Source organism: Lysinibacillus sp. NPDC093712, assembly GCF_050280025.1.
Classification (GTDB): Bacteria; Bacillota; Bacilli; order Bacillales_A; family Planococcaceae; genus Lysinibacillus.
In genome coordinates, this window is sequence record NZ_JBNNUU010000002.1 from 134,802 (window position 1) to 160,035 (window position 25,234).

23 protein-coding genes are annotated in these 25,234 nt (G+C 32.4%); 22 read left to right on the forward strand and 1 reads right to left on the reverse strand.

Annotated features, from left to right (window positions below; all coding sequences use genetic code 11):
- The first annotated feature begins 68 nt into the window (after positions 1-68).
- The 15 genes from ACQKNX_RS08160 (at position 69) to ACQKNX_RS08230 (ending at position 11,435) form a co-directional block, all read left to right on the forward strand.
- Positions 69-1,562, forward strand: a complete 1,494-nt coding sequence (locus ACQKNX_RS08160) for a hypothetical protein (protein ID WP_427429170.1) — start codon at positions 69-71, stop codon at positions 1,560-1,562.
- Between the two features lie 60 nt (positions 1,563-1,622).
- Positions 1,623-3,032 (forward strand): hypothetical protein, encoded by a 1,410-nt coding sequence (locus ACQKNX_RS08165; protein ID WP_427428460.1) that lies wholly within the window; start codon positions 1,623-1,625, stop codon positions 3,030-3,032.
- A 34-nt stretch (positions 3,033-3,066) separates the two neighbouring features.
- On the forward strand, positions 3,067-3,597 hold the full coding sequence (locus tag ACQKNX_RS08170; protein WP_427428461.1) for a hypothetical protein: 531 nt from the start codon (positions 3,067-3,069) through the stop codon (positions 3,595-3,597).
- Positions 3,598-3,649: 52 nt separating this feature from the next.
- Positions 3,650-4,666 (forward strand): hypothetical protein, encoded by a 1,017-nt coding sequence (locus ACQKNX_RS08175; RefSeq protein ID WP_427428462.1) that lies wholly within the window; start codon positions 3,650-3,652, stop codon positions 4,664-4,666.
- A 72-nt stretch (positions 4,667-4,738) separates the two neighbouring features.
- Positions 4,739-5,206, forward strand: a complete 468-nt coding sequence (locus tag ACQKNX_RS08180; RefSeq protein ID WP_427428463.1) for a hypothetical protein — start codon at positions 4,739-4,741, stop codon at positions 5,204-5,206.
- Between the two features lie 11 nt (positions 5,207-5,217).
- Positions 5,218-5,610 (forward strand): hypothetical protein, encoded by a 393-nt coding sequence (locus tag ACQKNX_RS08185; protein WP_427428464.1) that lies wholly within the window; start codon positions 5,218-5,220, stop codon positions 5,608-5,610.
- The gene (locus ACQKNX_RS08190) at positions 5,607-5,864 is read left to right on the forward strand and encodes a hypothetical protein (RefSeq protein WP_427428465.1); all 258 of its coding nucleotides are present in this window, start codon (positions 5,607-5,609) and stop codon (positions 5,862-5,864) included. The genes ACQKNX_RS08185 and ACQKNX_RS08190 overlap by 4 nt, the downstream gene beginning before the upstream one ends.
- Positions 5,851-6,522, forward strand: a complete 672-nt coding sequence (locus tag ACQKNX_RS08195; protein WP_427428466.1) for a hypothetical protein — start codon at positions 5,851-5,853, stop codon at positions 6,520-6,522. Before ACQKNX_RS08190 ends, ACQKNX_RS08195 begins: the two co-directional genes overlap by 14 nt.
- Positions 6,519-7,064: a hypothetical protein gene (locus tag ACQKNX_RS08200; protein WP_427428467.1), complete on the forward strand. Its 546-nt coding sequence runs from the start codon at positions 6,519-6,521 to the stop codon at positions 7,062-7,064. The genes ACQKNX_RS08195 and ACQKNX_RS08200 overlap by 4 nt, the downstream gene beginning before the upstream one ends.
- On the forward strand, positions 7,061-7,819 hold the full coding sequence (locus ACQKNX_RS08205; RefSeq protein ID WP_427428468.1) for a hypothetical protein: 759 nt from the start codon (positions 7,061-7,063) through the stop codon (positions 7,817-7,819). The genes ACQKNX_RS08200 and ACQKNX_RS08205 overlap by 4 nt, the downstream gene beginning before the upstream one ends.
- Positions 7,820-7,850: 31 nt before the next feature.
- Positions 7,851-8,819, forward strand: coding sequence for a hypothetical protein (locus tag ACQKNX_RS08210; protein ID WP_427428469.1), 969 nt, complete (start codon positions 7,851-7,853; stop codon positions 8,817-8,819).
- Positions 8,820-8,902: 83 nt separating this feature from the next.
- Entirely contained in the window at positions 8,903-9,400 is a 498-nt protein-coding gene (locus tag ACQKNX_RS08215) for a hypothetical protein (RefSeq protein WP_427428470.1), read from the forward strand.
- Position 9,401: 1 nt separating this feature from the next.
- A complete protein-coding gene (locus ACQKNX_RS08220; protein WP_427428471.1) occupies positions 9,402-9,908 on the forward strand; it encodes a hypothetical protein in 507 nt (168 codons plus the stop codon).
- 79 nt (positions 9,909-9,987) lie between these two features.
- On the forward strand, positions 9,988-10,992 hold the full coding sequence (locus ACQKNX_RS08225) for a tyrosine-type recombinase/integrase (protein WP_427429171.1): 1,005 nt from the start codon (positions 9,988-9,990) through the stop codon (positions 10,990-10,992).
- Between the two features lie 155 nt (positions 10,993-11,147).
- The gene (locus ACQKNX_RS08230) at positions 11,148-11,435 is read left to right on the forward strand and encodes a hypothetical protein (protein ID WP_427428472.1); all 288 of its coding nucleotides are present in this window, start codon (positions 11,148-11,150) and stop codon (positions 11,433-11,435) included.
- A 150-nt stretch (positions 11,436-11,585) separates the two neighbouring features.
- Here ACQKNX_RS08230 and ACQKNX_RS08235 read toward each other — a convergent pair whose 3' ends face one another.
- Positions 11,586-12,026, reverse strand: a complete 441-nt coding sequence (locus ACQKNX_RS08235; protein WP_427428473.1) for a hypothetical protein — start codon at positions 12,024-12,026, stop codon at positions 11,586-11,588.
- Between the two features lie 153 nt (positions 12,027-12,179).
- On the opposite strand from ACQKNX_RS08235, the gene ACQKNX_RS08240 reads away from it, so the two are divergent.
- The 7 genes from ACQKNX_RS08240 to ACQKNX_RS08270 all read left to right on the forward strand — a co-directional run bounded on the left by ACQKNX_RS08240 (position 12,180) and on the right by ACQKNX_RS08270 (position 25,213).
- A complete protein-coding gene (locus ACQKNX_RS08240; RefSeq protein WP_427428474.1) occupies positions 12,180-12,392 on the forward strand; it encodes a helix-turn-helix domain-containing protein in 213 nt (70 codons plus the stop codon).
- A gap of 273 nt (positions 12,393-12,665) precedes the next feature.
- Positions 12,666-12,893, forward strand: a complete 228-nt coding sequence (locus ACQKNX_RS08245) for a helix-turn-helix domain-containing protein (RefSeq protein WP_427428475.1) — start codon at positions 12,666-12,668, stop codon at positions 12,891-12,893.
- A gap of 76 nt (positions 12,894-12,969) precedes the next feature.
- On the forward strand, positions 12,970-13,473 hold the full coding sequence (locus ACQKNX_RS08250; protein ID WP_427428476.1) for a hypothetical protein: 504 nt from the start codon (positions 12,970-12,972) through the stop codon (positions 13,471-13,473).
- 103 nt (positions 13,474-13,576) lie between these two features.
- Positions 13,577-15,436, forward strand: a complete 1,860-nt coding sequence (locus tag ACQKNX_RS08255; RefSeq protein ID WP_427428477.1) for a hypothetical protein — start codon at positions 13,577-13,579, stop codon at positions 15,434-15,436.
- A gap of 853 nt (positions 15,437-16,289) precedes the next feature.
- Complete coding sequence (locus ACQKNX_RS08260; protein WP_427428478.1) at positions 16,290-17,963, forward strand: zinc-ribbon domain-containing protein; 1,674 nt, start codon at positions 16,290-16,292, stop codon at positions 17,961-17,963.
- Between the two features lie 165 nt (positions 17,964-18,128).
- A complete protein-coding gene (locus tag ACQKNX_RS08265; protein ID WP_427429172.1) occupies positions 18,129-24,428 on the forward strand; it encodes a phage tail tape measure protein in 6,300 nt (2,099 codons plus the stop codon).
- Positions 24,428-25,213 carry a phage tail domain-containing protein gene (locus ACQKNX_RS08270; RefSeq protein ID WP_427428479.1) on the forward strand — a complete coding sequence of 262 codons (786 nt, stop codon included), beginning with the start codon at positions 24,428-24,430 and terminating at the stop codon, positions 25,211-25,213. Before ACQKNX_RS08265 ends, ACQKNX_RS08270 begins: the two co-directional genes overlap by 1 nt.
- Positions 25,214-25,234 lie beyond the last annotated feature (21 nt).

A 25,234-nucleotide genomic window follows, 5' to 3' on the forward strand; every position in this document is an offset into this window, starting at 1 on the left:
AATAAATACACAACACTCCCCTACTTTATATTGGAGGTGAAATATTGAAGGAATATGAAGTAAATGATATGCAATTTCAAACTAATGCGTATAACGACTACCTAATGGATTACGCATCTGGATTTATAGGCGGACTATTTAAAGAAGGAATTATTAAAGAAATTGAAGCCGAACAATTAAAGAAAATGTTTTCAAGTCCTGATAGATTCCAAGAAGAGTTGGCAAATATAGCTGAATACTTTTACATACGTAATGGCGAAGTACGACAATTATTTGAATTAGTTGAAGTGTTGCCTCAATTGAATTTCTATATTGAATCATTTGAAAAAAGGACAAATTCAGATAAGCATTTAAAATTAATAAACAAATCATTGCATAAAATCAAACACAAAACTTTAACCCGTGATTTAATGAAACAAAATGCAACTGTAGGAAATGTTATTGGTATCTTTCTTGGGGACAAATCAGCCCCCTACCCCTTTGTATTTGACAATATGAAATATATATTCCCTATTGGACGTAATCATAATGGAGAATGGTTATGTGTAGTTGATATGTCATGGTTTGATATGATGTCTGATTTAGAACGTAAACTATATTTCAACAACTTATCCCCTTTTGTCACAAATGAAGATTACGACAAATACCAGAATGATGCGCTTAACAACAGATATAAAGAATTACCCTATGAGCGTACATTCTGTCTACGTACTGGTACTACTAAACGTAATCAAGCTATAGGTACGAATTGGGCTACAGCAGGTTTGCTTGATGTTTTACATAAGAAAAAATTAAAAGATGTTGAGCAATCTGTTGCTAACAAAATCATTAATGCTGTTGCAGTTTTAACTATTGGTAGCGAAAAGAATCCTGAAAAATATGCGAACGATAAATTACCTAAAGCAGTTAAGCAAAAAATACATTTAGGGGTTAAGTCAGCGTTAGAGCAAAACCATAATGGTGGAGTATCTGTTGTTACAATTCCAGAAACAGCAAAATTAGAATTCCCTGATTTAGATACTGATGGATTAGATGGTAATAAATTTGATCAAATCAATTCGGATATTAAATCTTCTTATGGTATGAGTGGAGCTATGACAAATGGTGAAGGAGCTAACTTTGCTACAGCTAAATTAAACCTAGAAATTTTCTATAAACGTTTAGGTGTAATGATAGAAAATATCGAATCAGAAGTTTATCAAAGGTACTTTAATTTAATCTTACCTGATAAAGAAAAAGATAATTATTTCATTGTCTATGATAAAGAAATGCCTCTGACACTTAAGGAGAAGGTAGACTACATGTTTAAGTTAAATGACAAAGGTATGTCAATTAAATACCCTGTTGAAGCTGTAGGTTTAAACTTCGAAACGTATTTACAAGAAACTCTATATGAAACTGAAGAATTAAAGTTACAAGAACGTTTGAAACCATTTGCTACAAGTCACACCCAAAGTTCTGATTCAGAAGAAAATAATGGTCGCCCTACTACTGAAGATAGCGATATAGAAAATGAAAGTACTCAAAAAAGTAAAGCTTCAGATGGTAATACTTCTAAATAATTAAATACATAGAAATTAAACTTTAAAGGTGGTGAGAATATAAAAAGAGGAAATTTTAACATGCAGTTAAATAGGTTGTATTTTGATGAAAAAGATCCTACAAAAATGTATTGTAGCTTTATTATTTTGGATTTCGAAGTGTCTGGAAATGGAGTTATTGTTTCAGAAGATGTTGCGTTAGATGGTTCTAAATCATTAAAGAATATGCCAATTGTAACAAAGTTTAATGGTGACGATTTTGGTAGTCACGAGTTTGTTGAAGAAGTAGTCGACGGTAAAAAGAAAATTAAGCGTGACACTATTCCTATCGGTGTATTTTCTACAGAAGGTTACATAGAAGAAATAGAAATAAACGGTGAAATGAAACGAGTACTGATGGCTGATGGACTATTGTGGTACTCACGATTTATAGATGCTTGTGACCTACTACATAAGTGGATTGAAGAAGGCACTAAAGTAAACATGTCTTGTGAATATTTGTATAAAAATATTTCAATTATTGATGATATTGAATACCATCTTAAGCCTATCTATTTTGATGGACATTGTATTTTAAGTACTAAAGTTAAACCTGCATATGATTCAGCTACCATTATCGATACTTCTGAATTTAATATGTTGGTAGCGCAAGCAATAAATCAAGAAAAGGATAAGGAGGATAATATTTTGGTAGAAGAAACTAAGGATGAAAATTTAGAAACAAACGAAGAAATTGAGCAAGAGAAAAATATCGACACTCAAGAAGTACATAATACTGACGCTCAGATTAACGAAGAAGAGACAAAAACTCAACTTAACGAATTGTCTCACGATGATGTTCGTAGCCAAATTCGAGATCAAGTAAAAGCACATATTCAAGGCGAAGAATGGTTATGGGTAGTTGATGTATTTGTGAGTTATGCAATAGTTCATGTTGAGTATGAAGATGAATGGAAGTATTACAAATACAATTATACCATCTCAGGTGAAACAGTGATAATTGACACTGAATCACAAGCCGAAGTCAAAGAAAAACGAGAATGGGTAGCTATTACAAATGAATTGCAAGTTGAATTAGATACAGTTAAATCTGAAAAGGACGCTCTAGCTACTAAATTTAACAGTGCTACTGAGACTATCATCTCTTTAAATTCTACAATTGATCAGTTAAAGCCTTTCCAAGAACAAATGTTAAACGCTCAACGTGAATCTAGATTGACTACTCAAACCGAAACGTATGAGACTAAATTTAATGCAGTAAATGCAATGGACGCTTTCAAATCTGAAGAAGTTCAGACTTTAATCATGAATTCTATTGAAGATAATGATGAAGGTAAGAATGCGTTACTAAAATTAAATGAGATTCTATTCGATTCAATTAAAGTTGAAAAAGTTAAGATTCAGACTAATGCTATTGCAGGTATTGCTTCTAAACGTGAATTTAACAACGTAGTAGAGAATGATGATTTTAATTCAAAATATAAATATTAAAAATACATAATTAAGAAAAGAGGAAATTATTAATATGGCAACTAAAGCATTTAAAGCATTAACAGAAAAAGACTTACACACTGTAGGTAACGTTACTTCATCTCATGATTACCTACAAGATATTCCCCACGGTGCAATTATGACTGCGGACGTAGACAATTTTACATTAGTAGAATTAGGATTCAATGCAGAAGGTGAACGCACCGCTACTCCCCTATCTGATAAAACTAAAAAAGGATTCCTAGTAGCATCTCCTGAGCGACGTTATTTAGGTGAAAACTTAGGTGAGTTTTACAATGGGAAAGGTGAGCGTGGTCGTATCTTAGTGCAAATTCCTTTTGTACGTTTCGATGCTTCAAACTTCGATGATACAGCAGTCAAAGGTTCTGGTGGAATTAAAGCAGGTCAATCAGCTCACTACGATACAAGTACTAAAAAGTATGTTATTTCAGACGGTACACACGCTGATTTTGCTACAGCAGGTAACAAGTATACAGTAATTTCTGATGAAAAAGATATCATATACACACTTGGTCAACCTACTGTTAAATTTGAAATTCAATAAATTAATATAATAAATACACAATAACAATTAACGAAAAGAGGAATTATATAATATGGCTTGGAAAACAGATAAATTAGATGAGTTATTTACACTGGTATTAAATGAAAAAGAATCAACTGAAACTGAAGAAGTTGAATTAAAACGATATATTAATGAAGTGTTTGGTGGAGGTATGCCTTCTCAACATGAATTGCATCAATTTAACAATTTAGTAGTTAAGAGAGCAGATGAAATTGCTCGTCCAAAAGCTACAGAAATTTTATCGCTATTAGCTGATATGCAAAATGCAGGAGGTGTATCTGTATTCCAATACACTATTCCAAAAGAACATAAAATTAAAGCGATTTGGTCTGCTAATGGTTCTTCTGTCGACCATGTACGTGTAGAAGGAGATGAAACTCGTACTGCCTCTCCTACTTCTCTACAAACAGGCGTCTACTACGAGGTAAAATCTCTAGTTGCTGAAGATGTAGAATACTTCCGTAAATTAGTTAACAATGTTGCAGAAGCAAAGGTTCGTCTATATTGGGATACAATTTCAAAATTATTCACAGAGGCAGTTGCTAATGGTGATATCCCTACAGCTAACGTTGTAAATGGTGCAAACTTAACTTTAGCTCAATACAATAAATTAGTTTCTACTATTGGTCGTATCGGCAATGGTCAATCAGTATTTATTGCTGATACTGCATTAATTGATCATTTCGCATTCCAACAAGCTACCGATAATACATTCAGCAAAATCTTAACTGAAGATTTAAAATCTGAACTAGCACATTCATTAAACATCGCTCGTATTGGACGTTCTACTGCTGTGTCATTAGTGAATCCATTCGTAACAGGTTCTAAAAATACTGTGACTGAATTACCTGTCAACGAAGGTTATATGTTTGCAGGTGGCGTAGGCTTAAAACCATTTAAAATTATCGAGTTCGGTGCATTAGAGCAATATACTGACTTTGACCACAAATTAAAGCGTGTAGAAATTAACCTTAATCAAGAAGTTGCTATTGAATTTGTTCAAGGTGATGCAGTAGGTTACGTGAAAGATACTGCTTTAACATTGTAATAAATACATAATGGGGAGATTTAAAACCTCCCCTACTTATAAATATATGGATAATAGGAGGATATTATTAACATGTCAAATTTAATTAAATTAGAACGAGTGCGTCAAGGTGACTTTCTTGTCAATTATGACAATGGTTTGACTAAAAAATCTATTACTTTTATGGGAGCTAAAAATGGTCGTACAATTCCGCAAGCTATTCCGCAGGAAATATATGACTGGTTGATGTACAGTACAACTACTTTTCGTGATGGTGAATTACGTATTGTAGATGAGCAACCTAACGTCGAGGAGATTAAAGCTTATATCCCAGATAAAGAGGAATACGAAAACAACTCACATACTCGTGAAGATGTAACTAAACTGTTAAAAGGTAATATTAATAAGATGAAATCCGAACTTAAAAAAGTTACTTCTCGTTCTGAAAAAATGTTCATTAAGCAAATCGCTGATGAGTTAAATACAGATGGAGAAGGTTTGCCGAAGGGTAAAAATGACTTTATTGAAGAATGGATTAAAATTCAAACTGAAGCAGAATAGTAGGTGAAAATATGCTTACATTCGATTTAATTTGGGAGACGTTTTTAGAAAATTATAAGGTTGAAGACATAGACCTCCCTCACCCTGATCAAATTCCATCGGTTATTCAAAATGCATCAAGACTTTTAAATAACCGAATGAGAACTAAGGCAGTATGTAATTTTGCATCTGAAATAGTAGAGGGATTATCAAATGAAGATGACTTAATTCTCTTAGCACATTACATAAAGTTAGTTCAATTAACTAATTCAAAAGTATTCTACGAAAAGTTATATAATCCATTTTCCGCAGATGTTGGTGTAAGGAATTTTAAAACTCAATTGGATTCGTTAAATAATTCTGTTAAGGAACAAGAAAATCTTATAGATGAAATCATTTTTAATGCTATGGAGGATTTCATATGAATTATAAAAACATAAAAGTAGATATTGAAAATGATTTCTTTCCAGATGGACTGGAACCGATTCAGATATATTTAAGATTTCTTAAAAGAAAAAATAACGCCACTTTACACCTAATTGAAGATTATATGGGAGTACCCTTAGATTCAAATGATAAATTACTTGAAATCAAAAATAACATCTTAGATGTCAGTGGAAGTTTAGGTCGCCTTCCTTATCAATTACTGATTGTGAGTGATGAAGATGAGAGACTTTAGCAATTATCATCGTATCGACGTAACTAAGAAGATAGAAAATGACTCCTTATTCTTATTAAATCGTTCATTAAATGGATACTCAGCTTATGACGTTAAAATCAATTACGATAAATTAGCAAAAGTTTTAATGAGTCAAAAATGGGATGCCGACGGAGAAGGTATGAAAGTTATTGGTCATATTGTTGACATTGAACGAGGAAATTTAATTGAATATGACAATGAATATTGGCTAGTTGTAACTAAACCAGAAGACAATAGAATTTATAGAAAAGCAGAGGTTCGTTTATGCAGTGCTAGATATCCTGTTAAGCTAGAAGATAAAAAGATTCAAGTCGGAGTAGATACTCTAGATAGACCTGTTTATGACATTATTACAGGAGAAGTTATACAGTTACCTTGCGTAGTAAAAATGAATGATGCTTCTACAGCTATTGCTGATGTGAACGAACCTGTAAACTTGTTAGCGAATCAAGTAATGGTTACTATACCATACACTGAAGCCCCTTCTATTGAGCTTAACGAACAATTCGATTTATATAACGAGACATATCGTATTATTCGTATTGATCCATCATCATCGATTAACAAAGTAGGAATATTAAGAATAACTGGTGAACGTGAAGGTCGAGCTAATTCTGGTGAGGAGGTAATTGATTGAAGCTAAAGGAATCTTTAGAAAAGCTATACAAGCAATTAACAACAGATGAAGAACTACTTAGACTTCTTCATTATGTTCCTAAAAACGCACTTGATAATCCGTTGGACAAGGCGAAACAAGATGTACTCAGTAAAACTAATAAATATGATATCATCTCAAAAGTATTGACACCTTCGGATAAAACCTACGATTTAGTATTAGATTCAAAAATGTCACGCATTTGTTTTTACACAGGTACTCGTAAACCTCAAACAAGTTATAGTGGTTCTTCTAGACGCTTACAAGATAATCCTTACGCTTCTGACCAGATTTATAATTTCGATGTGTATGTACATGTAGATATTGATATTGTTGATTTTCGTATGACTTGGATTTGTGACAGGATAAATGAATTACTACTCCTCAACTCGATTACCGATGTTGGGGATTTTATTTTGGCATTTTCCTCCCCTATTAACAACACTCCTAAAGGATTTATAGGATACAAACTTGCATATACGACTACTTCATTACAAGAAGCACCAAAGAGAACACACACATGATGATTGATTTAGATAATGTATACGGTAAGCCTAAATACATAAATAACACTCCAATACATCCTGTGAAAATGGAGAGCATAGTTGAACTTTATGAAGCTTCTACTTGTTTATTAATTCCTAAAAATTCTATGAGTGACCTAAAAATTATTAAGATGTCATATTTGTCATTTCTAATTGCATTAAGTCAGAATCCAGATGCAAAACATTTATCTGATAAGTTAATTACGTTAATCAAACTGACCACAAGAGGTAACGATATTCAATTTTATTTAGATGAAAAGAATAAAATTTTTATCTCTATAGATGATACTTACACAATACGTGAACGTGATTTTGATAAATTTAGAGAAATTATAGCAATCCAAAATTTAATAGACACTAAGGATAACTCACTAGGAAGTGACTTTGATAAAGCAAAAGCAGACGCAAAAGCATATTTGTCAAAACGTAATGGAAGAATGGCAGACTTAGAACAACAAATTATTGCATATAGGTGTGTTCAAAAACTACCTTATGATGAGATAAAAAATTTAACTATTTATCAATTTAGAAAAGAATTAGAAAGAATTGACTTAATTAAATCTGCTGATGTTCTTCAAAATGCTCAATATTCTGGAATGGTTTCATTCAAAGAAGGTACAGTAATACCCCATTGGCTTGATCATATCAAAGATAAAAATCCTGATGATGATATTGTTTTAACTGGAGAACAACTTAAACAGATTAACAAAAACAATGGAATAGTAAGTAAATAAAATACATAAAACGAAAGAGGTTAATTTTATTATGACAGAAAATCTTTTTGCTGTTTCAACGGCAGACGCACTATTAATTGATTCATCAAGTGATACGCTTGTTATCAAAGCTAAAGCACTATTAAATTCAAGTATGGAACAATCAATGCAATCAACTGATCTTAATGCAGGACGAGGATCTCAACTTAAATTTGTATATAACTACCAAAAAGTTTTAGCTTTCCAAATTGAAGCCGCAGATTTCTCCCCTGTTTATTTAGCACTACAAACAGGTTCAGAAGTTAAGAATAAAATGAGTAAGTACTTTACTGAAGAATTAGTGACTTTCGATTCTACTGGTAAGGGCACTTTATCTCAAACACCAATTGGTAATGTGTATGTAGAATCACCTGCAAACCACGTTACGAAAACTCCAACAGGAAAAGAAATTACAGATATTTCTTATGCTGATAAAGAATTAAAAGTAGTATACCAATTCAATGCACAGGTTGATGAACTTACTATTGGTGCGAATGACTTCCCTAGATCTTATAAATTAGTTTTAATTTCAGATATTTTCAATGCTGATGGAGACAAGGCTTATGAGCAACAAATTGAAGTTCCTCGTTATAAGCTAGATGGAGCTTTGTCAGTTAACTTAGCACACGACAGCGTAGCACAATTCACATTGAATGGTAAGGCTTTAACAGATAATGACATGTATGCAACAGTAAAATGGCTCCCTGTAAACGGTACAACTGTCAAAGTATCATCATTAGCAACTGATGTTTCTGAAGTTACATTAGCAGTAGGTGAAAAACAAGCTGTCCTCACATTAGGTCTTCGTGGTGGCGGTTACAGTAATGTTATTATGAAGAATAGTGATCTTACATTTACATCCGATGACGAGTTAATTGCGAAATTTGTAAATGGTGAAATTACTGCAATTGGTACAGGTGAAACAAATGTTAAAGTATCCGACGGTACTTATACGGATGTAATTGAGGTTGTTGTATCTTAATTAAATAATTATATAATTTGATATCGGGGTATACCGATTGGTATGCCCTTTTTTAATTATAAGTGGAGAAAAGGAGAATTTAAATGGCAAAATTGAAACTTTCTGATGTGAAACAACGGGTTAAAGAATTACACAAAAAGCAGAAGTTTTACTTAGACAAAGAAGATGATGTTTTTATCGAATACTACCCTAAGTTTTCAGAGAAAAAAATTAATCAAACATTAGAAGAATTATTTATAACTATTACGTATTGTCAAGAAAATGAAATAGACAATTTAAATTCAGACGATAAGATTATGCAATACTTACAATTCCTAGTCATTAAGCATTTTACTTCACTAAAAGAAGAGTTAGATAAAAAACCATTTGATATTCATTTCAAAACTAAAAATGAACTTGAAGAAACTGGTTTGTATCGTATTTTCCTAGACCATATGTTTGATCCTGCTGAAGTATATGAAGTGTTAGACAGAATGAATGATGTTGTGAAATTGGGTACAGATATCGCAAATGAGCTTGAACGTAATCCTCAAAATGAGAATTTAAATAATTTAAAAGTTGTAGATAAGTTGGTTAATTAACATGGTTCAGTTTAAGGACTTAAATCAACTTCAACGATATATGGAACGTGGAGACATTATTAATACCATTTTCAAGGATAAGAATATTGAAAAAGTATTAGCTAAAGAAATGTCTAAAGCAGTTCGTGATGTAGTTTACGCTAGATATACTCCTAAACAATACATTAGACGTGGCGATGATGGTGGTTTAAGCGATATGAGAAATATGCATATCACAAAAGTTGAAGTCGATGGTGGCAAAGTTAGAGTTCTATTTGAAAACTTAACACTTGGACAAACAAGATACCTTCCTATTTATGAGCACGATTACGATTCAAAGCATGGTCAATTTATTACTGACATTATAGAGGATGGTTATAAAGATTCTGGTGATTGGTACAGACGAGGTGTTTGGAGTGAATCAAGACCATTTGTACAAACCACCATTGAACGTATACAGGCTAACCCTGCCCCACTAATCAACGCCATAAAAAGTGCATACAGAAAAATTGGATTTGAAGTGAAATAAACTTCAAGTCTTTTTTTATTTCATTCTTTTGAAAGGAGAATGTTATTTGACTATTAAAGAACAAGATATTAACAAGAATATGCTACGTGACAGAGCAAGAAAACTACCTGAAGTGACTGATGAAATGTGGAATGAAGTCAATAAAGAATACAGAGATTTGGTTAGTGAATACATTTCATCTCAATCACACTCCCCTCAAACCAAGAAACAATACTTATCTATGTTGCGTCAATTCGGATGGTTTGTTTGTGATTCATTAAATAATAAACCAATTTACAAGATTAAGAAAAGAGACATCATTAGATACCTATCTTATTTACGTGATAATCGTAAAATGTCTCCGTCTGCAATTGGTACTCGTAAAGCAGTTATCTCAAGCTTATGTAACTATATAGAAAACGTAGTAATGGATGACTATGAAGATGGCGAAGAAAATCCTTACAAACATTTCAGAAACTTTACCCGAGGCTTACCCCCTATCCCGAAGAGTCAAGTGTATGAAAAGGTTAAAGTTTCATTACAAGAATATGAGGAAATGATGAAAGTGTTAGAAGACGATGAGAACTACTTAGGTATGGCTTGGTTAGCAGTAGCATTTAATGTAGGTGCTCGAAGAAATGAGATTATTCAGTTTAAATCGGAAATTGCAAACTATGAAGTCCCAGAAGATGCTACATTTATCATGTCACATAATGTCCGTTTGAAGGGTTCAGGAGAAGATGGAAAAGTAGAGCCTTACATGATTAATTTAGAAGCATTGAAATACATAAAATTATGGCTTGAAAAACGAGGATATGAGCATGAGTACATTTTCACTAAAAAATATGGAAATGAAATAAAAGAAGTAGAAAGTGAATGGGCTAACTATTTCTGTTCAAGCGTATTATCGAATATTTTAGGAAGACGTATAAATCCTCACTTATTTAAAGCCTCATGTGTTACTTACCTTTTGGAGCAAGGAATTGATATGAAGTTAGTCAGTAAATTCGTAGCTCACCATTCGGACATTTCAACGACTATTGCACATTACGATTTACGTGATCACGCCGAAGAAAAGAACAATATCTTTGGTAATAATGGTTAAGGCGTGAGATTAAATAATTGAACTATTCCCCTATTTCAAATGTAGGGGTTTACTTGAATAATTTAATAATAGTCGAATTTTATAAAGTTTACAGAAATCTATACAGGACAAATATTACCTTTTTAGTTATAATAGAGTAAATAGGAGGTGTTAATATGAGTAATCTAGTACATTTTGATAGAGTACTTATTATGGACAACGATACATTTGATATTGATACTAAAGGAATTTATACTGAAGAGGATAACAAGTTGATTGTTAATATCCATAAAAATGAAGCTACTACTCATGACAAATTTGCAGAATATCATAACAATAAAAATGTAGAATTTATTGATGTTGCTTTCGAAGTAGGTAACGAATGGAAAACATTTAAAAAAGTAAAAGTAGATTCAGGCGTTGCAGGTAGTGGATGGATGGTTGTCTTGGGATTGAATAATTAAATTACACTTGACCTTGCTTAAAAAGTAAGGTCTTTGATTTGTAATTTTAATTAAACAAATACATAATTTATATTGAATATTAACAATCTGTATGTTATCATAAATATAAAGGAAGAGGTAAGAAACAGCTCCTCTCACCTCCCCTACCTATTAATGAATATCTAGAATTTCTACATTAGTAATTGTAGATACTTCCATATTAAAGTTAAAACAATAACAGTCATCTTTGAATTTGAAATCGCAAATTTTTATATTGACTGGTGTAATCAAGTTATCAATTATATTAATTAAGTCATCATGTACATCTTTGATAAGTACGCAAAACTCGAATTCAGCCTCCCCTTCAGATAGGACATTGAAAGTGAAATAATTAGTGAATTCGTATGTAAACTCTGGATGCTCATCTACTGTCATGTTAAAGTTTTCAATACTGAAGTCAAGATTGTTTTCTTCATCGTAATTGTAGTCTTGATAGAGTGTCTCGAATGATTTCAATATACCATTCTCATAAATTGGCTTGCCTAGTAATTCAACCTGTGATGGGATATTCCCTTTTGCGATAAGTTTGATTGATACGATTAATGTGTTCATTTTCCATGTCCCCTTTTCTCTATTTTGCGATTTACCATACATAATTACGTTTTGCGTAACTTACGCTTAGTGTAAATTACTTTTAACGTAATTGTCAACATGTTATTTTATTTATAATTTGAAACTTGTATAATAACTTAAGAGGTGTATGGGATGAATATTGAAATCAAATTAAAAGAACTTCTACAAAAATTAAATATGGAGCAAAAAGTATTAGCAGAGCTAACCGGCTTATCATCTAGAACAATATCCGAATTAGTAAATAATAAGACAGAAAGAATTCCTAAAACAGCTTTAGTTAAAATAGCAAATGCTTTAAACATAAGTGATATAAGAGAGCTAATCGATTTTACAGATGAAAAGTAATTTAGACTTGAATCCAAATTTCATAATTATCTTATCTGTATGTATTTTTCTATATTCAAGATTGATTAGTTATGAAATTTAGTAAATGAGAACTATGGCAACAAAAATAATACTGAATATAAACACCCTCTTTTTTCATTAAAAAATATTATTTCGTATCAAAAATATAACATAATTACAGAAATACGTAAATATGTAATAAATTGAATTCTATTCCTCATGTACATATAATGAAATGTAGTAGATTTATACATACATTTGAGGTGTAGAACATTGATAAAATTAACAATAGATAAGGCGGCTAATTCTAAGGGCGTTAGCTCTCAAAAAGAATTGAAAGAATTGGTCTTAGAGAAAACTGGAGTGGAATTAAGATCGGCCACAATTTCGGACTTATACAGAAACAACAAAAATCAAATCAACAGAGAGCACCTTTTTGTAATTATGGAAGCCTTAGAAATAACAGATTTCAATGAAGTACTTACAATAAAAAGAAGATAATTTTGAATTTGTTTCCTTAATTCCATAATCATGTTAATATTATCCTAAGGAATATAATGTTCTTGGAGGTGTGTTTATGAAATTAAGGAATTATTTTTTATTATTGCTTCTTTGTAGCAGTTTATTTTTAGTTGCATGTACAACGGATAATGAAAGTGCTAAGGCTCAGGATAGTAATGAACAAGAAGTAGACTTAACTGAATTCCCTACGGGTGTACAAAGCGGTGATATTACAGTTGGATACTATAATATTTTGATGAATACTTTATCGAAACAAATTGATGTTTCGGAAGCAGTCAAAGAAGATGTAGACAGTGAAGGAAAGAAAGAATTATACAGAGAATACTTATTATATTTAAATGGATTAAATTATCGCCCTGCAAATGATAATGAACAAGAAATAGATAATTACTTCTCTTCTTTTTTATTAAATACAAAGCTTTGGGCTGAATCAAGAGTAAAGCATCTGGACACCAAATCAGATATAGATAACTCTGTAGCAAGTAACTATTTTACTGATGCGAAAAATGATATGTTGATGACAATGGAAATTATGGAAAAGTATAATTTATCCGATTAATATAGCATTACTATTACAATATTAAATAAGTTCTACGATCACCAACACCCTAATTTTGGGGTGTTTTTTATATTGTCAAAATTTATAAAGGAGGAATTTTATAATGGCTACTAAGTCCCCTATCGAACTTTTGATTGCGTTAGGCGTTGCTGATAATAAATCAAAAAGTAATATTACATCATATTTAGATAACCTCAAAAAAGATTTAAAGCTTGATGTAGAAATTAATGCTTCTAAAGGAAAAAGTAATGGATTCGAAAGTATGCGTAAAGAAATTGAATCCTTACAAAATCAAGTAAAAGAATTAAACAACCAACTAGCTAACGTAAGCGTTAGCAAATCTACTCCTGTTAACTTATCACAAGGTGTTAAACGAGAAGTCGTAGAATCAATGAATGCTATCGATCAGCTTTCTAAGCATGTCAAATCCAAAAATGGCGAGATTTCATTTACATCCGTAAAAGACGATACTACAGGGTTAGAACGATTAAGTGAAGTTGTCACAAGAGTTAAATCTGGATTAAATCAAATTCAAACTGTAAAATTACAACCTTTATACAGTGGAAATGATATAGTCGGATTTAAACAAATAAGCGAACACCTTTCAGATATCAGTTCTAAGGATTTAACTAGAAACATAAAAAAAGGAATCGATGAGTTAAACAAATTTGCGAGACAAGGTGAATTATCTACTAATCAGTATGAGAAGTTTAGAATCAGTATTAACTCCTCTATGGATAATACTCAACTAAATAAAGTCTTGGAATCAATGAGAAGTATTAACAAAGAAGTATCTCATGATAATAAGATGCAGAATTCAATGCAAAATATTAATAAACAAGCCATTGAATTATCCTCAAAGTTAAATCAATTCACTAAAGATAAAAATAATGCATTTGACCCTAATGTCGTTGATAAATTCTTAAATAGATTAGATAAGTTAGCAGGTTCAAATTTCAATACTGTAAAAGGTATGAAATCAGCTAATAGCGACTTCTCGAATATAGAAAAAGAAATAAATACATATATTAAACTTCAAGATAAATATAAAGAAACAATTCGATATTTAGAATTGTTACAACGTCAAGGCACAATTACGTCTTCAGCATTTGCTAACTTTGAAAAAGATGCTAAGTTAGCCACTACAACTGCTGAATTAAGTAGATTAAATAAATCAATAAATGATTTTAGTAAGACTACAAAAGTAGATAATCAGATAACAAATGCATTTAAAAATATTGGAACAGAAGTTGAACGTTTAAATTTCAAGTTAAAAAATGTAACAAATAGTTTTAATATTTCTTCTAACAATTCAATACTAAGTCGAATTAAGACTGATATTGATTCAATTAGCAATATGAAGATCAATAGCCCTAAAGATATTGAGAAATTAAATAAACTAATATCTGAAACAGGTAAGAATATTAGCCAACTTGGTCAAGAAGGAAATAATCTTAAGCAATTTGAAACTAAGACTCGTGAAATAAATAATCTACTTCAGAAAATGAAAGATTCTGGATTACTTACTACACAAGAAATGAATAAATTTGCAAATTCATTATCAAGGATAGAGTCTGGTAATTTAGCTCATATTAATAATTTATTAACACAGATGGGCACTAAGTTTGACCAGATAAGTAGTAAACAGAAAAATGTAGATACTTTTGAAAAACAGCAGAATTCCTTAGTAAGACTTAATTCCGAATTAACACGAACTGAGAAATTATTCCCTCGTTCAATAGATAAAAATAAAGTTACAGAAATAAGAGCAGAAATTGAAAGATTAAGTAAATTAAATATATTAAATCCTACCGCATTAAGAAATAATCAAAAAGACATCGATACACTTAAAGAAAAAGTAAAACAGTTTGGTGCAGAATCAACCCAAGCAGGTAGAAATTCTACTGGGGTATTGGATGCCTTCAAAATTGCAATGGAGCGCTTCCCCATCTGGATTAACTAGCCAAAGTCCAGAATAAACTCTTCTAATTCGGTGGAAACCCTTGATGGATAATACCGAGCGAAGCAAACATATCTATTGCGATAATACATATGTACGAACGTGTAACGACTATGGAAACCGCCTATCAGTCTATTGTGATAATAAATTAGATATGGACAAGGAAGTACAGTACCGCCAAGTGGTTCAAGTTGTGAGTAATCATCACGTAATACTTGATTAAAGTGGAAACGGAGAGCCTAGAAATAGGATGATATAGTCTCAACGTCTATGGAGACATAGAGAAGTCTTATTGACTGTTTAGAAATAACGACTCTAAATGAAGATATAATTGGGCGGCAAGTACGGCATTTTATGGCACGATCAGAACAGCTAAAGAATTTGCTTCTATCTTAATTGATATCGATTCTAAATTAGTATCTATTCAAAAGGTTACTGGTGATGGTACTGATATGGGAGCAATATTTGACCGAGCTACTCAGTCAGCAGAAACCTTTGGTTAACACAATAGCCCCTTATAATGGCGACATTATATTGAACACCGAATATCGGGGGAACTCTACCTTTTCTATTTATAATAGAAGACAGGACAATCGCCGAAGCGTCAATCAAAGAAACGCTCGAACGACTGACAAGGTGTAACTCATAATTAAAATTAATCACATTCCACTATTTATTAAAATAAATATATAAATTCAAAATTTACATATTGTAACAAGTTATTTAATATGGTAATATTTAGATATAGGGATAGATAAGGAGTAATTACCCGTATCGACAAGTAAAGCATCCTAACTTTACTTCCCTATTTATTATATTTAGGAGAATATAAAATTACTGTAGGAGGTAATTAATTATGTATAAAGAAGAAAAATACACAAATATTAAATTTAATGATGAGATAGATTTAAATAAAGTTAGTAAACTGAAAAACAATGCAATGCTCAAACACTCCCCTCACCTATTTGAAGAATGGGACTTCGAGAAGAATGATGAATTAGGCTTAGATGTTTATAAGGTTACTAAAGGTAGTGATAAAAAAGCTTGGTGGAATTGCCCTAAGTGCAAGAGTAGTTATCAACGGAATGTAGAATTGCGAACTAGAGGTCAAAATTGCCCATATTGTCACGGCAAAATGATCAATCATACTAATTCACTCGCAACTAAAAACCCTACCTTAGCAAAAGAATGGCACCCTATCAAGAACGGAGATTTAACTCCTCATGATGTGACAAAAGCAGGTAGAAACTTAGTTTGGTGGACTTGTAGTTTAAGTCATGAATGGCAAGCAACTATCGGAAGTCGGAGTAAAGGTAATGGATGTCCATACTGTTCAGGGCAAAAGGTAAATAACACTAATTCTTTAGCTACATTAAATCCCCAATTATCTAAAGAATGGAATCTTCCAAAGAACGGTAATTTAACTCCACATGATGTAACATGCGGTTCTAAGGAAAAAGTATGGTGGAAATGTAATATGTACGATAATCACGAATGGGTGGCTGAAGTATATAGTCGTAATAGTGGGAAAGGGTGTCCTTACTGTTCTGGGCGAAAGGTAAGCGAGATTAATTCACTCGCAACATTAAGACCGGATTTAGCACAAGAATGGCACCCTACAAAGAATGGTCATTTATCCATTCATGACATTACTTCAAATAGCGGTAATCAGGCTTGGTGGATAGGTGATTGTGGACATGAATGGCTTGCCAAAATATCCAATAGAAATACACTAAATTCAAAATGTCCATATTGTTCAAATTCTAAGGTTCTCAAAGGCTTCAATGACATGTGGACGACTAATCCAGAACTCGCCTCCCTACTCAATGATCCTGAGGACGGATATAAATATACTTTTGGCACAGATGTAAAATTAGATTGGGTTTGTAGAGACTGCGGAGATTGCATTAAGAATAAAAAGGTACATCAAATGCAAAAACAAAATATTAGATGTAATAGTTGTTCAGACGGATTTTCTTTCCCTGAAAGAGTTTTGTACCACACTTTGAGGGAACTATCTACAGATTTCATTTATGAATTAACTTTCACGTGGTCGCAAGGGAAACGCTATGACTTTTACATTCCATCCTACAAAATGATTATTGAGGTACATGGAGAGCAACATTATGAGGAAACAGGTAGAGGTCGACTACTCGTTGAAGAACAAGAAAACGATAGATTGAAAGAGCAATTAGCTAAAGAAAATGGTATTGATTTATATATTGTTATTGATGCACGATACAGTGAATTTGATTATATAAAGAAAAATATAATAGATAGTCGTCTATTAAATATCTTCAATGCTGATCTGAATTGGAATCAAATATTTACTAATTCTCAAAAAAGTGTAGTTTTTGAAGCTATAGAGATGTGGAATAAAGGATATTCTGTACCTTATATATCTAGTATCATTCAGAAAAGCAGAGTATCTACTTCAAAGTATTTGAGTAAAGGTGTCAAAATGAATCTATGCAATTACACTACGAAGGAATCTACAAAAAGGTCATGGGAGTATAGAAAAATACACTAAATTTCGATGAGTAGGGTTAACTCCCCCTACTCTATTTTTATTGATCTCCTTACTAAACAGTGGAATGTGATTAAAGGTGGATTATGAGTTAATGATACAGTCTAGACCGTCTGATGAAATAAGCAGAGTTAAAGTACTAGGAAACTAGCGGTATAATCGCAAAGCATAAGTAAAGCTCTTGATGCGTACATAGAATTTGCTCGTCAAGGTTATAAAGGTGATGAATTAGGTACCCTCGCTGATGCAGGATTAATAGCATCTAACGTAGGCGAAATCACAGCTCAATCAGCGTCAGAATATTTAACTTCAAGCTTAGTGCAATGGAAAATGGAAGCCAAAGACGCTATGAAGATTATAGACAGTCTTAATAATGTAAGTAACAACTATGCAACCACTACTGAAAAGGTTTTTCGTGGTTTAGCAAGGTCATCAGCTACTGCTAAAGCCATGAATTTAGATTTCGATCAAACCACAGCTATAATCGGAACTCTAACTGCAAGTACGAAGCAAAGCGGTGACGAAATCGGTAACTTTTTGAAGAATGTGTTGCCTAGATTAGTAAGTGATAAAGCGCAATCTACCCTATCTGGCTTAGGTATTTCACTTGAAGATGAATTTGGTAATTTGCGTGATGTAGTAGAGGTATATAGTGAAGTTGCAGAAAAAGTAAAAGGTATTTCTGATATCGAAAAAATAGCGGTAACAGAGGGTTTAGCTGGTAAGTACCATATTTCTCGTATGCAAGCATTCCTTGATGATTTAGGTTCTGCTGATTCGATGTACCGTTCTATGTATGAAACGTCTAAAAATAGTGCAGGTTCAGCTTCTCGTGAAAATGAAATTTACATGAGATCGTTAGAAGCCCGTATCAGTTTGGCTCGTGTTGAAGTAGAAAAGTTAGCTGTCTCAATTGGCGATGCATTTTTAACTGATGGAATGATTGCCTTCTTACAAGGTACGGCTTCATTTTTAGAAGTAATGACTAAAACAGTTGGAGTTATAGGAGCACTACCTATTGCATTAGGACTCGGTTCAACGGCATTGCTCTTAATGAGTACAAGAGCGAGAACTTTAGCAACTGATATGTTATTAGTGGGAACTACGTTCACGAAAGCATCAATACAGAGCAAATCTCTATCAGGTGGAATACTCGCTGTAAAAACTGCAAGTGAGGCAACAACAGCAAGTACTGCTAGATTAGGTATTGCTCTAAAAGGTCTAATTGCTTCTACAGGAATCGGCTTGGCTTTCGTGGCAGTTGGTATCGTTTTAGAGAAAATAATAAGTGCTATGGGTAATGCAAGACAAAAAGCAGAAGAGTTAGAATCTGCAAACAAAGAGATGTTAAATTCCTATGGTCAAAATGCTGATAAAATTGATGAATTAGTAAACCGTTACGAAGAGTTAAATAAGGTACAACAAAATGGTGAACTTGATAATACTCAACTTGCAGAATACAGAGATATACAAAACGAAATAGCAACATTAATGCCCTCTTTAGTAACTGGTGAAGATAAATATGGCAATAAATTAATCGGTAGCGCAGAATACATAAGAATCAAGACAGATTTGCTGAAAGAGCATTTAGCTGTAGAAAAAGAAAAAGCACAATTAGAAGAATCTAACACACGAAAAGACCGTATTTCAGCTAATGAAGATTCAATGAAAGACTCCAAAGACGATGTTAAAAAGACGCTCGGTATGTTTACAAATGATGCGCTAGGAACTAATTTGGAACACATGATTGATGCAGAGTACAAGATAAAGTTTGTAGATGAAAAAGGAAATCCATTACTTAAAACTACAGACGACCTTTCTAAGCAATTAGTCGACATTCAGGAGAAAAGAAAACTAGCTGAAACTAACGGTAATACTGAAGTAGTAAATTATTATAAGTCTCTTGAAAAATATGCTGAGAACTACTTAAAAAAATTATATGAATCTGATATTGCTATTCGCCAAAGTAGTTCTTCTTTAAAAAGCGATTATCTTAATTCGTTAGAGCAAGTTATCAGTAAACAAGGTGAATTGTCTGACAGCGCTAAACAATCAGCTAATGAATTGGTAGCTAGTTTGATTTCTGCCAGTGATCCTAATAATGTTGTAAAATTACATGATACCCTTTCCGCCATATTTGGAGATATAAATGCAAATGAACTAACTGAAGATGTTATATCTAGCTTTGACAATCTAAATAAAGCTACATCTGAAAACTTCGATGAAATGGCTACTAAAACTAAAATTAGTATCGGAGCATTAAAGAAAGCCTTATCTAAAGATGGAACACTTACTGATACTCAAATTAATGCAGTTATAAAGGCATTAAATAATGAATTGTCGTCAACGAAAGATGAATTTTCTAAATTATCACCAGAAGTAAAAGGAACAAGTAAGACTCTTGCTGAAATGAAGGCACTTGCAAGAGAAAGTTCCGAGGAAGTTGACGGTCTAGGCGAATCAGCAAGTCAATTACCAGAAGTACTCCAAAAGCAAATTGATAAACTAAAAGATTTATCATCAGTCCAAGAACAAATTGTAGGTATTTCTGAAGCACAAGTTAAGGCAATTTCAGATTCGATCACAGTTATTGAATTTTTAGGTAATGTATCTGAACGTACCGAGCAACAGGAATTATCCTTAGCAAATTCATTAGAATTACTATCTGCACTATATCCCCAACTTACAAACTTGCTAAAAGGTACATCTAAACAACGAGAACAAGCTATTGGGATTATTAACTCTGAAAATAAAGCAAATCAAGCATTGCTCAAAGCTTATGAATTATCTGCTCAAGGTAAGATGAATGCAGAAGGTAGAGCTACTATTGCCCACCTAGAGGAAACTAATAGACGTATTAATAATATTAACGCTGAAATTAGAGCCTTAGATACTTTACAAGCCAACTATAATAAAATTATTAACTCTATGAGTAAAGATAAAGGTGTCATGACTGATGCTGACTATCTCCGTCAAGAAAAATTAGCACAACAAGCAAACAATAAAGTCGCATTAAGACAAGCTGAACTTGCTACCCTATCTGGTACTCAATCGACATACGCTACTTCTCTCTCTAATACCAATAAAGCTCTTGAAGAAAATGATAAATCAACAAATAAATCTAATTCATCTCAAAAAGACTCCAACAAAACCACTAAAGATTCAATTTATGTTACTGATGAGTATAAAGCATCACTTGAAGCATTAAACTTAGAAATTGAGAAGCAAGTTAAACTTCAATCCACCCTACCTGAGCACTCTGATGGATATAAACAATCACTTGAAACGCAGATTAAGCTTGAGAAAGACAAACTAGCTTTAATTGAGAAGCAAGCTAAGGCACTTCAATCTCAAATAGCATCTGGTAAAATCAAACAAACTGGTACTGTTTCAAGTACAACTCAAGTTTCATCTAGTTCAAATGGTAAGATACATGGTGCTGATGGAAGAATTACTAGTATGCAAACTGCAAGGAAAAATCCTATTACTGGAAAAAACGAAACTCATCGTGGAATTGATATTGCTCAACCGTTAGGTTCAAGAATTGATGCATTCTACAAAGGTGAAGTCGTGAAAGCAGGTTTTCACAACTCTTATGGTAACGTTGTAAGGGTTAAAGATGAAAACAATTTGGAACACATCTATGCACACCTTTCTAAAATCTCAGTTAAGGTTGGAGATATTGTTGAAGCAGGAGCTAAAATCGGTGAAGCAGGTTCTACCGGAGATTCTACTGGTTCTCATTTACACTATGAAGTAAACAATGCTTCAGGTAAGGTGTTGGATGCTAGTCCTTATTTTAATCCAATTAGGAATGGTACTAAAAAAGCAGGAACAGAAACTTCATCAAGTGGCGTTTCAACTGTAGACAATACTCAACAGGCAATTGATCAGGCTAAATCTGATTTAAATGGACTTTATGGCGATATATTAGATCAAGAAGAAAAAATCAGTAATCTAGAAAGAAGAGCCATCGATACTTCCCTAGCTAGTTATGAATTTAAAAAATCTAACTACGATAAATTCTTAGAAAATAGTGATAATCGTCTAAATAAATTAACAAAATCATCTCAAGCATATCGTGATGAATTAGTTAGAGCTTCAAATGCGTTGAATGCTAAGAAAGATATAAACAAAGCTGAGATTGAACAGTTAAAGCAATTTATCAATAGTGGTACATTATCTGCAAAAGTTGTTGAAGAATATACAGACAGATTACATGAACTAGGTAAAATTAATAGTGAAATTGACTTTTCTCTAAAAGACTTAGACAATTCAAAACTTGAATCCTATTCAGAACTAGTCGAAGAGATAACATCTAACTACGATAAACAAAGAAGCATCAAAGATTCATCGATTGAATACAATACATTATTGTTAGAGGAATTAGATAAGTCGTCAATATCATATCTAAAATCACTAGATAAAATTAAAGCTACAATGTTAGAAAAACAAAATATCAATCGTTATGAATTAAATAGTCTTGAACAATTAATTACAAACGGAAAGTTATATGGTGATGCATTAGATAAAGCTAAGAATAGAGTTAATGAATTAAATAAAGAAATTAAACAATTACAACTTGATATTCAAGAAGGTAATTTTAATATTATTGTTAATATTAAAACTCAGTCTGACGCTAAAATTGATGATATGCAATTTGAATTAGATAGATCTGATGCCATTCGCAAGATGTTTGAAGAAGGCTCTGCTGATTATGCTAATTACACTAAGAAGATGATTGAGATTTCGAAACAAATGGCTGATCAACATCTAAAAACTCGTGGGGATTTAATTGAAGAATTAAAACTACAGGATATCTCTATAGAGAGACGGAAAGAGATACTGGAATCAATAGAAGATGAGCATTTGGCTTATCTGAATGCAACCTTAGCAATCAAAGATTATAATAAGCAATTAAAAGATTCTATCGAAAATCAACGTAAAGATATCGCTAATAATGTAATAAATGCTTTAAAAGAAGCTTATCAAGAATATCGTGACGAACGTATGAAAATACTTGATGAAGAGATAGAACGTGAGAATGAAAAACATAATCAAATCATGAAACAACTAAACGATGAAATGAATCTATATCGTAAAAATATTGAGGAAAAACTTCGTTTAATTGATCGTCAAGAAGCTGAACGAGATTATAATATGGAAATTGATGATATGGAGAAAGAAAGAAGTAAAATCCAATCACAAATTAACCTACTCTCACTAGATAACTCAAATGAAGCTAAATCTAAGCGTAAAAAGCTACAAGAGCAGTTAGATAAGATCGATAAGGATATTGCTGAGAAACGTCATGATCGTGATATCGAACTACAAAAGCAAGGTTTAAATGACCTACTTGAATCTAAAGAAGATGAAATAAATGGCAAAATCGATGCTCAGGACAAAGAACATGAAGCTGTACTAAAAGCTATTGAACGTCAAAAGAAATATTGGGAAAAGCACTATTCTGACCTACTCAACGATGAACGTAAATTTGCTCAAATAAGAGAAGACATTATGAATGGGCATTTTGATAAAGTTCAAGCTGAATTACAGCAACATATCAATGATTTAACTGCAACTATGCCTCAGTTAGCTGATACTATGGATGGAACTATGCAAGCTGTTGGTATGGCAATTAGACAAAACATTATTGACAACCTTGATGAAGCAATGAAGATGATTAAGGACTTCAATTCGATGCAGATTAGTTCTGGAGGTTTTAATGACGGTCTTGGTTCTAGTGGTGGAATTGGTAGTATTGTTGATGGCTCAGGTAGCTCTAACAGTTCTGGAGGACAATCTTCTCAAAGTAAGTTAGTTTCTGATGCTGACTTAAAAGTCATAATGGCAAAATATATGACTGATGTACTGGCAAGTCAATATAATGATGTTCGTGCAAACAATATCCGTGAAAAAGCTCATATTCTTGCAAAGGAAGGTCGAGCACAAGGGTCTGCTATCGAAGCTAATTCACACTATAACACTGAATTAGCAAAGCTAAGTAAAGAAGATCAAATCAGATTAAGTAATATAGCTTCAAGCAACTACAATGTTTTCGAAAGTACTGAAATGCAAAATGCAATTAAACGATGGGCTAGTTCTCTTAAATCTCGTGCATCTGCATTAAGTGGAGGCATGACTAGTTGGAGTAGTAATGGTATTGATGGTAAAGGCGGTAAAGAAATGATCGTTCATCCTAATGAATTAATCAACTCCCCTCTCGATACTAAAAATCTACTCGATATGTCAAATGTGATGCAACGTGCGACGCAATTCTTTACTCCTGTGTTGAAAACAATGACAAAGCCTGCTAGTTTGATGAGTAATATTTCTAATTCTAGTGGAGGCGATACATACGAAATCAATTTTACTGGAAATATTAATAATACTTCCAAAGATGGTGCAAAGCAATTTGCTACCAACATCATGAATGAAATTAGAACGAAGAAAGGAGGTAAATTCTAATGTTACAATCTATGCATTTTACATACAACGGAAAGTCGAGTCGTGATATGGGGGTTACGTTGGTTCATGAAGGTGGATTATATAAAGATATTTTCCTCCCCAATCGTACCTTAAAGGAAGTAAAAGTTAATGGTAAAGGTAGACCTTATTTTAAGGGAGTGGACATCAATCCACTCTCTTTTTCTTTGTCCTTTTTTATTGAGGAATGGGAAGATAGAAACAATTTAAGGGCAATTTCAAGATGGTTATTTCAAGATTACTATAAGCCTTTAATTTTAGACTTTTCAACTGAGATGATATTTTACGCAATTATCGAAGGAAATAGTGAACTAATACATAACGGTTGTCAAGAAGGTTACGTCACTCTCAATGTTAGATGTGACACATACCACACTTATTCCCCTTTAATCCCTAATTACTTAGAAGTAAGAGATTCGCTATCTGAAGAATTTTTCAATGAGGGTGACTTAGATATTAGACCTCAATTAAAAATCACAAAAATTGGTGATGGTGACATCTCGATTAAGAATGAACTTAATGAACAGGAGTTTATACTTAAAGGCTTATACAACAATGAGGTTGTATTGGTCAACTGTGAAAACGAAGAGATCATGAGTAGTTTTCAGAAATCATTAAATAGATATTTATTTGATAATCATAATGACGTTTGGTTAGATTTCGAAGCTCAAACTTCAGCTAAGTTTACATTCAAGGGGAATTTCGATTGTGAGTTTTATTACGAATATAAATACTTAAATGCTGATAGACCTATATACGATTACTAATTGAGAAAGGAGGAAAATAAT

Excerpts from the sequence above, each read along its gene's own strand:
- ACQKNX_RS08160 (WP_427429170.1), top strand. The coding sequence starts at position 69 with ATGCAATTTCAAACTAATGCGTATAACGACTACCTAATGGATTACGCA.
- ACQKNX_RS08165 (WP_427428460.1), top strand. The coding sequence starts at position 1,623 with ATGCAGTTAAATAGGTTGTATTTTGATGAAAAAGATCCTACAAAAATG.
- ACQKNX_RS08170 (WP_427428461.1), top strand. The coding sequence starts at position 3,067 with ATGGCAACTAAAGCATTTAAAGCATTAACAGAAAAAGACTTACACACT.
- ACQKNX_RS08175 (WP_427428462.1), top strand. The coding sequence starts at position 3,650 with ATGGCTTGGAAAACAGATAAATTAGATGAGTTATTTACACTGGTATTA.
- ACQKNX_RS08180 (WP_427428463.1), top strand. The coding sequence starts at position 4,739 with ATGTCAAATTTAATTAAATTAGAACGAGTGCGTCAAGGTGACTTTCTT.
- ACQKNX_RS08185 (WP_427428464.1), top strand. The coding sequence starts at position 5,218 with ATGCTTACATTCGATTTAATTTGGGAGACGTTTTTAGAAAATTATAAG.
- ACQKNX_RS08190 (WP_427428465.1), top strand. The coding sequence starts at position 5,607 with ATGAATTATAAAAACATAAAAGTAGATATTGAAAATGATTTCTTTCCA.
- ACQKNX_RS08195 (WP_427428466.1), top strand. The coding sequence starts at position 5,851 with ATGAGAGACTTTAGCAATTATCATCGTATCGACGTAACTAAGAAGATA.
- ACQKNX_RS08205 (WP_427428468.1), top strand. The coding sequence starts at position 7,061 with ATGATGATTGATTTAGATAATGTATACGGTAAGCCTAAATACATAAAT.
- ACQKNX_RS08210 (WP_427428469.1), top strand. The coding sequence starts at position 7,851 with ATGACAGAAAATCTTTTTGCTGTTTCAACGGCAGACGCACTATTAATT.
- ACQKNX_RS08215 (WP_427428470.1), top strand. The coding sequence starts at position 8,903 with ATGGCAAAATTGAAACTTTCTGATGTGAAACAACGGGTTAAAGAATTA.
- ACQKNX_RS08220 (WP_427428471.1), top strand. The coding sequence starts at position 9,402 with ATGGTTCAGTTTAAGGACTTAAATCAACTTCAACGATATATGGAACGT.
- ACQKNX_RS08225 (WP_427429171.1), top strand. The coding sequence starts at position 9,988 with ATGCTACGTGACAGAGCAAGAAAACTACCTGAAGTGACTGATGAAATG.
- ACQKNX_RS08230 (WP_427428472.1), top strand. The coding sequence starts at position 11,148 with ATGAGTAATCTAGTACATTTTGATAGAGTACTTATTATGGACAACGAT.
- ACQKNX_RS08235 (WP_427428473.1), bottom strand. The coding sequence starts at position 12,026 with ATGAACACATTAATCGTATCAATCAAACTTATCGCAAAAGGGAATATC.
- ACQKNX_RS08240 (WP_427428474.1), top strand. The coding sequence starts at position 12,180 with ATGAATATTGAAATCAAATTAAAAGAACTTCTACAAAAATTAAATATG.
- ACQKNX_RS08250 (WP_427428476.1), top strand. The coding sequence starts at position 12,970 with ATGAAATTAAGGAATTATTTTTTATTATTGCTTCTTTGTAGCAGTTTA.
- ACQKNX_RS08255 (WP_427428477.1), top strand. The coding sequence starts at position 13,577 with ATGGCTACTAAGTCCCCTATCGAACTTTTGATTGCGTTAGGCGTTGCT.
- ACQKNX_RS08260 (WP_427428478.1), top strand. The coding sequence starts at position 16,290 with ATGTATAAAGAAGAAAAATACACAAATATTAAATTTAATGATGAGATA.
- ACQKNX_RS08270 (WP_427428479.1), top strand. The coding sequence starts at position 24,428 with ATGTTACAATCTATGCATTTTACATACAACGGAAAGTCGAGTCGTGAT.